Genomic DNA, 10595 nt, shown 5'->3' with positions numbered 1-10595 from the left:
CATCCACAACTCCCTGAAGAACAGCGACGGCGCCAACGCCGCCCTCACCCTCCACGCCACCACCGGCTACGGCGACATCACCGCCCGCAGCATCTGAGGGAGCGGCCGTCAGGCACGGCCGTCCCGTCCCCTTCGGCTGACTTCCACAACGGTTCAAAGGAGCACACCACCATGTCCGTCATTCACACCGAACCGGACCGCCCTGAGCTGCAGAAGGCCATCGAGGAGATGGTCGAGGCCGGTTTCACCGGAGTGACGCTGCGCGTGCACGACGAGCGGGGCGAGTGGGTCGGCAGCGCCGGGGTGCGCGAGCTGGGCCGGAGCGCCGGGCCGCCGACGGACGGGCACGTCCGGATAGGCAGCAACACCAAGACCTTCACCGCGACCGTGGTGCTGCGGCTGGTGGAGGAGGGCGCGATCCGGCTGGACGAGCCGGTCGCCGACCGGCTCCCCGAGTTCGGGCTGGACCGGCGGATCACGGCGCGGATGCTGCTGCAGCACACCAGCGGGGTCTTCAACCACACCGGTGAGTACTACGACGACGGGACGTTCGCGCCGGGGATCCCCGCCACGACCGCCGGCCGGGAGTGGGTGGAGGGCCGGTTCACAACCTACCGGCCCGAGGAACTGGTACGGCTGTCGCTGTCGAAGCCGGCGCGGTTCGAGCCGGGGACGGGCTGGAGCTACTCCAACACCAACTACGTGCTGGCCAGGCTGCTGGTCGAGAAGGTCACCGGCCGCTCGCTCGCCGAGGAGATGCAGCGGCTGGTCCTGGGGCCGCTCGGGCTGTCGGACACCGTGGTGCCGGACGCCGGCGCGGAGATCCCCGAGCCGTACGCCCACGCCTACTACCGCTACGAGGACGCCGGCCGTCCGGAGACGGTCGACGTCACCCGCCACAACCCCTCCTGGATCTCCACCGGCGGAGACATGATCTCGACCACGCGGGACCTGCACACCTTCATCTCCGCGCTGATGGGCGGCAGGCTCCTGCCGGCTCCGCTGCTGGCCGAGATGTGCACGCCGCATCCCGAGGTCGGCTACGGCCTGGGGCTGTTCGTCCAGGAACTGGGCGGGAACGGCGGTACCGTCATCACCCACAACGGGGGCGCGGCGGGCCACGGGGCGCTGATGTACAGCACGCCCGACGGCAGCAAGACCCTGACCGCCGCGCTGAACTACGTCGACGACGCCGCACTGTCCCTGGCGGCGGCCTTCCAGAAGGCGACGCAGAGCCTCGTCGACGAGGTGTTCGGCGGCGGGCGGCCCGCCTCGTCGGCCTCGTCCGCCTCGTCCGACCCGGCCGGCCCGGCGACCCGGTAGGCGGCGTCAGGAGTACCGCTCGCGGAGTTTGTATTTGAGGATCTTGCGCAGGGCCTCGTTGCGCGGGAGGGAGTCCAACAGCTCCAGTTGTTCGGGGAGCTTGTGCGTGGCCAGGCCTTCCGCGCGGAGGTGGGCCGTCAGCCGGGTCAGGGTCAGGGGGGCGGCGCCCGGGGTCTGTTCGACCACCGCGCAGACGCGTTCGCCGCGGGCCGGGTCGGGGAGGCCGATGACCGCTACGTCGGCGACGCCCGGGAGGAGATGGAGCAGGTCCTCGATCTCCTTCGCCGAGATGTTCTCGCCCTTGCGGATGATGACGTCCTTGCTGCGGCCGGTGAGGACCAGGTAGCCGTCCTGGGTCAGGTGCCCGAGGTCGCCCGTGATCAGGTAGCCGTCGGCGTCGAAGACCTCCGCCGACTGGTCCCGGTTCAGGTAGCCCTGGCAGACGGCCTCGCCCCGGAGCCGGACCTCGCCGTCCGTGTTCGGGGGGAGGGGGGTGCCGTCCGGGGTGGTGATGCGGATGGACATGCCCGCCGGGGGGCGGCCCTCGGTGGTCGCCAGGTGGTCGGGGGTGTCGTCCGGGGCGCCCATGGTGATCATCGGGACCTCGGTCATGCCGTAGCCGTGGGTCAGCTGGCAGCCCATTTCGCGGACCACGGCGTGGTAGATCTCCGGCGGCTTCGGGGCGCCGCCGCCCGCGAGGAGGCGGAGGGTGGGGATGAGCGGGGCCGAGGGGTCCTTGCGCTGTTCCGTCAGGAACATGGAGTAGAAGGCGGTCGATCCGCCGGCCACCGTGACCCCGTGGCGGCGGTAGCCGTCCAGCGCGTCCGGCATCGCGAACTTCTCGAAGAGGACCGCGGGGAAGCCGTAGAGCAGCAGCATCACGGTGTAGTCGGGGCCCGCTATGTGCGCGAAGGGGAAGGCCATCGAGCCGACGTCGTCCGGGGTCAGGTGCAGGGCGTGCGCGAGACAGGAGCCGCCCGCGATCAGGGAGCGGTCGGTGTGCAGGACGCCCTTGGGGTCGGAGGTGGTGCCGGAGGTCCAGTAGATCCACCGGACGTCCGTGCCGGAGGCGGGCGGTGACGGGAGTGCGCAGGGGTCGCCGTCCGGGAGGTCGTCGTAGGCCTCGAAGACGCCGCGCGCGCCGAGCCGCCGGGCCATCGCGGGGTGGTCGAAGCCGCGCCAGATCCCGGGGACGGCGAAGAACTCGGCCTTGGACTCGCGGAGCGCGAAGCCGACCTCGCGGTCCCGGTAGAACGGGATGACCGGGGTCTGGACGGCGCCGAGCCGGGCGAGGGCCACGGAGAGCAGTACGGTCTCGATGCGGGTGGGGAGCTGCCACGCGACGACCGTGCCGGGGCGGACGCCCATGCCGTACAGGCCGGCGGCGACGCGCTCGGCGCGGTCGCGCAGTTCCCCGAAGGTCAGCCTGCGGTCCTGCGCCGGGTCCTCGGCGGCTTCGATCAGGACGGTGGCGTCGGGGGTCAGTGCGGCCCGGCGGGTGACGAGTTCCCACAGGGTGCGGGAGCCGCTCAGTTCTGCCGCGATCGCGGTGTCCGTCATCCCAGACCTCCCCATAGCTGACGGATAGTCAGATCAAGCGCAGAGCGTAGGGCTCCGGCGCTTGTCGGTCCAGGGGTGGCGGAGCTAGCTTGTTTCTGACGATCCATCAGATTGGCATCGGATTGGGGAGCCCATGGAACTGCCTCGGATCATCAGCGTCGACGACCACGTGATCGAACCCGCGCACCTCTTCGACGTCTGGCTGCCCGCCAAGTACCGCGACCGCGGGCCCAAGGCGCTCACCGCGGGCATCGGCGAGCTGGCGTACACGGGCGGCAAGTACGTGATCACCATGGACCCGGACGGCCCGCCGACCGACTGGTGGATCTACGAGGACCTGAAGTTCCCGTACAAGCGCAACATCGCCGCCGTCGGCTTCGACCGCGACGACATGACGCTGGAGGGCATCACACGGCAGGAGATGCGCCGCGGCTGCTGGGACCCGAAGGCGCGCCTCGCCGACATGGACCTCAACCACGTCGAGGCCTCGCTGTGCTTCCCCACCTTCCCGCGCTTCTGCGGACAGACCTTCGCGGAGGCCCGCGACAAGGAGGTGGCCCTCGCCTGCGTGCGCGCCTACAACGACTGGATGGTCGAGGAGTGGTGCGGCGACAGCGGCGGCCGGCTGATCCCGCTGTGCATCATCCCGCTCTGGGACATCGACCTGGCGGTCGCCGAGATCCGGCGCAACGCCGCCCGCGGGGTGCGCGCCGTGACCTTCTCCGAGATCCCCACCCACCTGGGCCTGCCGTCCATCCACTCCGGCTACTGGGACCCCTTCTTCGCCGTCTGCCAGGAGACCGGCACGGTGGTCAACATGCACATCGGGTCCAGCTCCCAGATGCCCGCAGCCTCCCCCGACGCGCCGCCCGCCGTGCAGGCCTCGCTCAGCTTCAACAACGCGATGGCCTCGATGATGGACTTCCTCTTCAGCGGGGTCCTCGTCAAGTTCCCGACGCTCAAGCTCGCCTACAGCGAGGGCCAGATGGGCTGGATCCCGTACGCCCTGGAGCGCGCCGACGACGTCTGGGAGGAGCACCGGGCCTGGGGCGGGGTCCGCGACCTGATCCCCGAGCCGCCGTCCACGTACTACTACCGGCAGATCTTCTGCTGCTTCTTCCGCGACAAGCACGGCATCGCCTCGATCGACGTCGTCGGGCGCGACAACGCCACCTTCGAGACGGACTATCCGCACGTGGACTCGACCTTCCCGCACACCAAGGAGGTCGCCCTCGACCACGTGAAGGGCCTCGACGAGGAGACGACCTACAAGCTGATGCGCGGCAACGCCATCCGCATGCTCGGCCTGGACCTGGACCTGGACCTCGGCAAGAGCCGCTGATGGACCTGACCTACACCGAGGAGGAGCGGGAGTTCCGGGCGCGGCTGCGCAGCTGGCTCGGCAAGGCGCTGCCCGAGCTGCCCGCCAAACCGTCCCCGGACGACTGGCCCGGCCGGCGCGCGTACGACCTCGGCTGGCAGCGCAGGCTGTACGAGGCCGGCTACGCGGGCCTGCACTGGCCGGTGGACGCCGGCGGGCGCGGGGCCACCCCGACCCAGCACCTGATCTTCCTGGAGGAGACGGAGCGCGCCGGGGCCCCGTACGTCGGCGCGAACTTCGTCGGGCTGCTGCACGCCGGCCCGACCATCGCCGCCGAAGGCACGGCCGAGCAGCGGGGGCGCTGGCTGCCGCCCGTACTGCGTGGCGACGAGGTGTGGTGCCAGGGCTTCAGCGAGCCGGACGCGGGCTCGGACCTGGCCTCCCTGCGCACGCGGGCGGTCCGCGACGGCGACGACTACGTGGTCACCGGGTCGAAGATCTGGACCTCGCACGCGGAGGTCGCCGACTGGTGCGAGCTGCTGGTGCGGACCGATCCGCAGGCCCCCAGGCACCGGGGGATCTCCTGGCTGGCCATGCCGATGGACGCGCCGGGGGTCACCGTGCGGCCGCTGCGCACGCTCGCCGGGTCGACGGAGTTCGCGGAGGTGTTCCTCGACGAGGTGCGGGTCCCCGCCGCGAACCGGGTCGGGGCCGAGAACGACGGCTGGCGCGTCACCATGGTCACCCTCTCCTTCGAGCGGGGCACCGCCTTCGTCGGCGAGGTCGTCGCCTGCCGCCGGACCCTGGGCGAGCTGGCCCGTACGGCGAAGGCGAACGGCCGCTGGGACGACCCGGTGCTGCGGCGCAGGCTGGGGCGGCTGTACGGGGAGTTCGGCGCGCTGTGGCGGCTCACCCAGTGGAACGTCAGCGAGTCGGAGGGCTCCGGCGGGGTCCCCGGCACCGGCGGCTCGGTCTTCAAGCTCGCCTACTCGCAGGCGCGGCAGGAGCTGTACGACGTGGCGGCGGAGGTGCTGGGCGCCGCCTCCCTGTCCCTGGAGGAGGAATGGACCCTGGACCGGCTCTCCTCGCTCTCGTACACGATCGCGGCGGGCACCTCGCAGATCCAGCAGAACATCGTCGCCGAGCGGATCCTCGGCCTCCCGAAGGGCCGGTGAGGGGCGTGCACTTCCAGCCGACCGAGGAACAGCGGGACCTGCGGGCGGGCGTACGGGAGCTGCTCGCGGGCCGGTACGGGCGCGAGGCGCTGCGCGCCTCGGTGGACACGGGCGTCGCCGTGGACCGGGGGCTGTGGCGGGAGCTGGGCGAGGCGGGCTTCTTCGCCCTGCGGCTGCCCGAGTCGGCCGGCGGCGTCGGCCTCGGTCTGCCGGAGGCGGTGCTCGTCTTCGAGGAGGCCGGGCGGGCGCTGCTGCCGGGGCCGCTGGTGGCCACGCACCTGGCCGCCGGGGTGGTCCCGGGGGCGGCGGCGGGCACGGCGGTGGTGACCGCCTTCGACCTGGAGGGCGGCCTGGTCGCGTACCTGGAGGAGGCGGACGCGGTGCTGGGGGCGCCGGGCGTGCCCGCCGGCTCGCCGGTCCGCCCGGTGGACCCGCTGACGCCGCTGCACCGGGTGGCGTCGGCGCCCTGGGACGTGTCGGAGTACCGCTCTGCGGGAGCACTGCTGACGGCGGCGCTGCAGGTCGGTTCCGCGCTGCGGACGGTGGAGCTGGCGGTCCGGTACGCGGGCGAGCGCGAGCAGTTCGGGCAGCCGATCGGGGCGTTCCAGGCGGTCAAGCACCTGTGCGCGCAGATGCTGGTGCGGGCGGAGGTGGCCCGTACGGCGGTCTACGCGGCGGCGGTGACGGGAGACGCCGGGGAGGCCGCCGCGGCCAAGCTGCTGGCGGACGAGGCGGCGGTGCGCGGCGCCCGGGACTGCCTGCAGGTGCACGGCGGGATGGGCTTCACGTGGGAGGCGGACGTGCACCTGCACCTGAAGCGGGCGTGGGTGCGGGCCGGGCAGTGGCGGACGGCGGGGGAGGCGGAGGAGCTCCTGGCGGCGGAGCTGCTGGACTCGGCGGTGTAGCCGGCGGCGGACGGTGCGGGGCACGGGCGGAACGGCACGGGACGCATGTCCGATTACAGAGAGTTGATATCGGTTTGTGTCCTTCGCCCTCCTCGTTACGGACCGGAGTCGGGGGCCTGCTCCGGTACGCTCCCACAGATGCGAGCGGTTGAGCGGCGCGAGCGTCGCACAGTATGCACCACGCCCACTCCTTCGCGCGGGAATATGCCCGAAGCGCTTGTTGTGGTGACTGTACGTCAACCATGCTGCTCCGCAAGGGGATCACAGTGGGTGATTCCATCCTGTCGCGAGGCGAAGTGTCCGCCGGTTCGGATGGTGTGAGCGGTGCAGGTGCTTCAGGTGCAGCTGGAGGTAGGCGCGGACCCGGCCGAGGTCGGCCGGGCCCGCCGATGGGCCCGGTCCCGGTTGGCCGGGTCGGGCATAGGGGATGACGAGCCGCTCGCCGAGACGCTGATCCTGCTGATCTCCGAGCTGGTCACCAACGCGGTCGTGCACACGGGTTGTCCGGCGGTGCTGCGGATGCTGTTCGGGGGACCCGGGGTGCGGGTCGAGGTGGCCGACGCGAGCGACCGGGCACCGGCCCGCCGGCAGGCGGCCGGGGACGACACCGGCGGGCGCGGCCTGGAGCTGGTGGACGGCCTGGCGGACCGCTGGGGCTGGCAGCGCGAGGGCGCGGGCAAACGCATCTGGTGCGAGATCGACCGCGCGGAGAAGGCGGCCTCGGACTGCGCCTCCGATGGGCCGTCGGAAATTCACACCTCCAGGCGGGAACCGCGCGTGTACCTCTAACGAGGTGTTGACGTTCCGTCACATCTTGATCACCCTGGTGTGGAGCGATTCGACGCGAGGGGACGCCAAGGACACGCCTTGACGAGTGCGGGTCGCGGGGTGGCGGCTGCCGTGCCGCGCTCGGGGCGTGCATGCGCGCCGCCGCCACCCGCATCACTCCGGTTTCGGCAGCGGCGGCAGATCGCCTTCCGGCAGCGGCGGCAGATCGTCCGCGAACGGCGTGTCGACCCCGGCCCAGTCGAAGGTGAACCGCCGGCTGGACCGGTCGTGGCGGACCGCACTCCCGCACGGAGGGAGCCGGAGGTGCTGGTGGATCCAGCCGTCGAGCGCGAGCGCGGCGACCTCGGACCGGTAGTCGGCGACCGGGTACGCGAGGGAGGCGACCTCCAGGACCAGGTGACCGCGGCCAGCCGCTCGCGCGACCAGCTCGTGCGTGTGCAGCGACATCCCGAAGGCGAGCCAGGCGGCGTCCTTCCAGTACAGCCCGCCCGGCGGCAGGGAAAGGTGGACGCACCCGTAGGCACGCAGGGCCTGCGGAGGAGGGGACTCCACCTCGTACGCCGTCGCGCTGATGTCGGCGGCGAGCCCCGCGCCGCCGCTCATGAATCGGTACCTGAAGGTCTCGGCCATCACTTGTTCCCGGATGCCCCTGCTCGTGCGCCTGCCCGGCAGCCCCCGCGGTTCGCCGGTCGGTGGGCGGCGTCGCGCGGGGGCGGCGGGCGTGACGGGTCAGCCGTCGGTGCAGATCACGTCGAACGGGCGGCCGATCGCCATGGTCAGCTCGATGGGGTCCGTGGTGCCGGAGGGGCACTCGGACTTCGTCTTGACGAGGCCGAGGACCTTCTGGGCGCCCGAGCTGCCGCAGGCGACCTCCTTGGCCTGGGAGGTCACGCAGTCGCCCTTCACCAGCTGGCCGCCGCCGGCGCCCGCGTCGCCGGGGTGGTCGTTCGACAGGTTGCGGCCGCAGACGGTGTTGGTGGGGATGCCGCTCGACTTGCCGCCGTAGGAGATGCTCACGTCGATCATCAGGTCCGTGCCGGGCGGGCACTGGACCGCGCCGGGGAGGATGCTGGCCTCCTTGATGTCGATGGCCTTGAAGGTGGCCCCGGAGTCGGAGCAGCCCGCCCGCTTGTACCCGTCGGGGGCCTTGGCCGGGTCGGGGCCGCCGCAGTCGCCGACCTTCCACGCGCTGGAGGTGTCGGAGGAGGACTCGGGGGAACCGGGGTCCTTGGCGGTGGGCTTGGCGGAGGGGGACGCCGAGGTGGACGCGGACGGCTTGCCGTCGTCCTTGCGGACCTGCTGCAAGGCGAAGTAGCCGCCGACGATGATCACGGCGAGGACGATGACGGCGACGACGTTGCCGCCCGAGCGGCGCCTGGGGGCGGGTGGCGGCTGCGGTACCTGGTACGGGTTGGCCATGCGGGCTTCTCCTGCAGGGAAAGGGGTGGGGACGGGGGGTGACGCGCGTACGGGGACGCGTCATGTCCACCTCATGGTTCCACTGCGCACGGCTGGCGCGCGGCCGGGGTCGTCCGGCCCGGTTCCGTCCGCGGCGCCGGGCTCAGAGGACGGCCACCGGGGCCACCGGGGTGCCCGTCCCGCCGACGAAGGGCTCCGGCATCGCGGAGAGGAAGAAGGAGTACCGGTTCTCTTCTGCACAGGCTGTGGACAACTTTTCGAGATCCCAGTTCTGGCCCTGGTGCATGCCCATCTCGACCAGGTCGAGGGCGTGGACCGGCAGCCACAGGTCGTCGATCTCCGGGGGGAAGATCTCGAAGGTGAGGGTGTCGTTCGCGACGGCCGCCACGTCGCGGGCGTGGAACCACTCCGGGGTGCGGACCGAGAGGCCGGGCGACGGGAAGCCGTAGCCGTGCTTGTCGCCCGCCAGGTACACCTGGATCTGGCCGGTGCGGACCAGCACGACGTCGCCCGGGCGGACCGTGACCCCGCCGAACTCCTCGGCCTCCGCCAGGTCTTCCGGGCTCACCGCGTGGCCCCCCTCCAGTCGGTCCAGGCCCTTGGCGCGGGCCACGTCCAGGAGGACTCCGCGCGAGACGATGGGTCCGGCCTTGTCGATGCCGCTGTACTCGGCCCGGCCGTGCGCCGTGATGGTGCCGGCCGGGCGGCCGTTGTAGATCTTGCCCGAGTGCGAGACGTGGGTGAGGGCGTCCCAGTGGGTGCCCGCCTGGAGGCCCATGCTCACGGCGTCGTCGCTGCACGCCACCGTGCCCGGGCCGAAGATCTCCTGGTTGATCTGCACCATCGTGTGCAGCGGGTTGATCCGGCCCGGGATCATGCCGACCTGCACCCCGTCCTCCTTGAGGGGGAGGGCGAGGGGGATGCGGCGGCCGCTGCGGATCTCCGCCGCGGCGGCCCGGACGACCTCGTCCGTGATCAGGTTCAGGGTGCCGATCTCGTCGTCGGCGCCCCATCGTCCCCAGTTGTTGACGCGCTTGGCGATGTCGTGGAAGGCGGCGGGCAGGGTCATGGGCGTCGACAGCTCCTTGCGTGGATACGGCAACGAGGGCTTGTGCAGGTGCATCTGACTGCCCATAGAATCTAACGGTCCGTCAGAAAACGCGGGAAGGGGCCGGACGTGGGGAACTTCTTGGCAGGCAAGGTCGTCGCCGTCACCGGCGCCGGCCGGGGCATCGGGCGGGCCGTGGCACTCGCCGCGGCCGCCGAGGGCGCCAAGGTCGTCGTCAACGACTACGGCGTCGGGATCGAGGGCGGCGAACCGACCAGCGAGATCGCCGACGGCGTGGTGAAGGAGATCCAGGCCGCCGGCGGCCAGGCCGTCGCCGTCACCGACGACATCTCCACCATGGCGGGCGGCCAGCGCATCGTGGACAGCGCGCTCACCGAGTTCGGCCGCATCGACGGCGTCGTGTGCGTGGCCGGCATCCTGCGCGAGCGGATGCTGTTCAACATGTCCGAGGAGGAGTGGGACCCGGTGGTCGCCACCCACCTCAAGGGCACCTTCACCGTCTTCCGCGCGGCCTCCGCCGTCATGCGCAGGCAGGGCTCGGGCACGCTGATCGGCTTCACCAGCGGCAACCACCAGGGATCCGTGGCGCAGGCCAACTACAGCGCGGCCAAGGGCGGGATCATCTCCCTCGTCCGGTCCGCGGCGCTTGGCCTCGCCAAGTACGGGGTCACGGCCAACGCCGTCGCACCCGTGGCCCGTACCCGCATGTCGGCGAACGTTCCCATGGAGCTCAAGGAGATCGGCGAGCCGGAGGACGTGGCCGCGCTGGTCACCTACCTGCTCAGCGACCGCGCCAGGGCCGAGGACATCACCGGGCAGGTCTACACGATCGCCGGCCCGAAGATCGCCGTCTGGGCGCAGCCGCGCGAGCTGCGCGCCGGGTACGCCGAGGGCTCCTGGACCCCGGAGAAGATCGCCGACTTCCTGCCCGGGACGGTGGGCACCGACCCGATGCCGATGCTGGCCCAGCTGGAGGCCATGGCCAAGGCGGCGGCCGCCAAGGACCGTCCCAACGCATAGGGGGCCTGAGCAGG

At 71.8% G+C, this 10595-nt stretch carries 10 protein-coding genes; 6 read left to right on the top strand and 4 right to left on the bottom strand.

Annotated elements, in window-relative coordinates:
• The first annotated feature begins 171 nt into the window (after nucleotides 1-171).
• Entirely contained in the window at nucleotides 172-1323 is a 1152-nt protein-coding gene (locus PV721_RS21520) for a serine hydrolase domain-containing protein (RefSeq protein WP_319726914.1), read from the top strand.
• 6 nt (nucleotides 1324-1329) lie between these two features.
• Here PV721_RS21520 and PV721_RS21515 read toward each other — a convergent pair whose 3' ends face one another.
• Entirely contained in the window at nucleotides 1330-2883 is a 1554-nt protein-coding gene (locus PV721_RS21515) for a class I adenylate-forming enzyme family protein (RefSeq protein ID WP_319726912.1), read from the bottom strand.
• Between the two features lie 133 nt (nucleotides 2884-3016).
• Here PV721_RS21515 and PV721_RS21510 point away from each other — a divergent pair, with 133 nt between their 5' ends.
• The 4 genes from PV721_RS21510 (at nucleotide 3017) to PV721_RS21495 (ending at nucleotide 7073) form a co-directional block, all read left to right on the top strand.
• The gene (locus PV721_RS21510) at nucleotides 3017-4225 is read left to right on the top strand and encodes an amidohydrolase family protein (protein ID WP_319726908.1); all 1209 of its coding nucleotides are present in this window, start codon (nucleotides 3017-3019) and stop codon (nucleotides 4223-4225) included.
• Nucleotides 4225-5379 carry an acyl-CoA dehydrogenase family protein gene (locus tag PV721_RS21505; RefSeq protein ID WP_319726906.1) on the top strand — a complete coding sequence of 385 codons (1155 nt, stop codon included), beginning with the start codon at nucleotides 4225-4227 and terminating at the stop codon, nucleotides 5377-5379. The genes PV721_RS21510 and PV721_RS21505 overlap by 1 nt, the downstream gene beginning before the upstream one ends.
• Nucleotides 5380-5384: 5 nt before the next feature.
• On the top strand, nucleotides 5385-6284 hold the full coding sequence (locus PV721_RS21500; protein ID WP_319726903.1) for an acyl-CoA dehydrogenase: 900 nt from the start codon (nucleotides 5385-5387) through the stop codon (nucleotides 6282-6284).
• A 324-nt stretch (nucleotides 6285-6608) separates the two neighbouring features.
• Complete coding sequence (locus PV721_RS21495) at nucleotides 6609-7073, top strand: ATP-binding protein (RefSeq protein WP_319726901.1); 465 nt, start codon at nucleotides 6609-6611, stop codon at nucleotides 7071-7073.
• A gap of 153 nt (nucleotides 7074-7226) precedes the next feature.
• On the opposite strand, the gene PV721_RS21490 is transcribed toward PV721_RS21495, so the two are convergent.
• From PV721_RS21490 to PV721_RS21480, 3 genes are all read right to left on the bottom strand, one after another.
• Entirely contained in the window at nucleotides 7227-7703 is a 477-nt protein-coding gene (locus tag PV721_RS21490; protein ID WP_319726899.1) for a hypothetical protein, read from the bottom strand.
• Between the two features lie 99 nt (nucleotides 7704-7802).
• A complete protein-coding gene (locus PV721_RS21485; protein ID WP_319726897.1) occupies nucleotides 7803-8492 on the bottom strand; it encodes a hypothetical protein in 690 nt (229 codons plus the stop codon).
• A gap of 142 nt (nucleotides 8493-8634) precedes the next feature.
• Nucleotides 8635-9561, bottom strand: coding sequence for a cyclase family protein (locus PV721_RS21480; RefSeq protein WP_319726895.1), 927 nt, complete (start codon nucleotides 9559-9561; stop codon nucleotides 8635-8637).
• 108 nt (nucleotides 9562-9669) lie between these two features.
• On the opposite strand from PV721_RS21480, the gene PV721_RS21475 reads away from it, so the two are divergent.
• Nucleotides 9670-10581, top strand: coding sequence for an SDR family oxidoreductase (locus PV721_RS21475; protein ID WP_319726892.1), 912 nt, complete (start codon nucleotides 9670-9672; stop codon nucleotides 10579-10581).
• Nucleotides 10582-10595 lie beyond the last annotated feature (14 nt).

Origin of the sequence: Streptomyces sp. MB09-01 (assembly GCF_033794505.1) — a bacterium.
In the GTDB taxonomy this organism is placed as follows: Bacteria; Actinomycetota; Actinomycetes; order Streptomycetales; family Streptomycetaceae; genus Streptomyces.
Note: the sequence above shows the minus strand (reverse complement) of the source record. Positions and strands in the feature narration are given on the sequence as shown.

Coding starts and splice junctions, on each gene's coding strand:
- PV721_RS21510 (WP_319726908.1), top strand. CDS start 3,017: ATGGAACTGCCTCGGATCATCAGCGTCGACGACCACGTGATCGAACCC.
- PV721_RS21515 (WP_319726912.1), bottom strand. CDS start 2,883: ATGACGGACACCGCGATCGCGGCAGAACTGAGCGGCTCCCGCACCCTG.
- PV721_RS21485 (WP_319726897.1), bottom strand. CDS start 8,492: ATGGCCAACCCGTACCAGGTACCGCAGCCGCCACCCGCCCCCAGGCGC.
- PV721_RS21520 (WP_319726914.1), top strand. CDS start 172: ATGTCCGTCATTCACACCGAACCGGACCGCCCTGAGCTGCAGAAGGCC.
- PV721_RS21480 (WP_319726895.1), bottom strand. CDS start 9,561: ATGACCCTGCCCGCCGCCTTCCACGACATCGCCAAGCGCGTCAACAAC.
- PV721_RS21505 (WP_319726906.1), top strand. CDS start 4,225: ATGGACCTGACCTACACCGAGGAGGAGCGGGAGTTCCGGGCGCGGCTG.
- PV721_RS21490 (WP_319726899.1), bottom strand. CDS start 7,703: ATGGCCGAGACCTTCAGGTACCGATTCATGAGCGGCGGCGCGGGGCTC.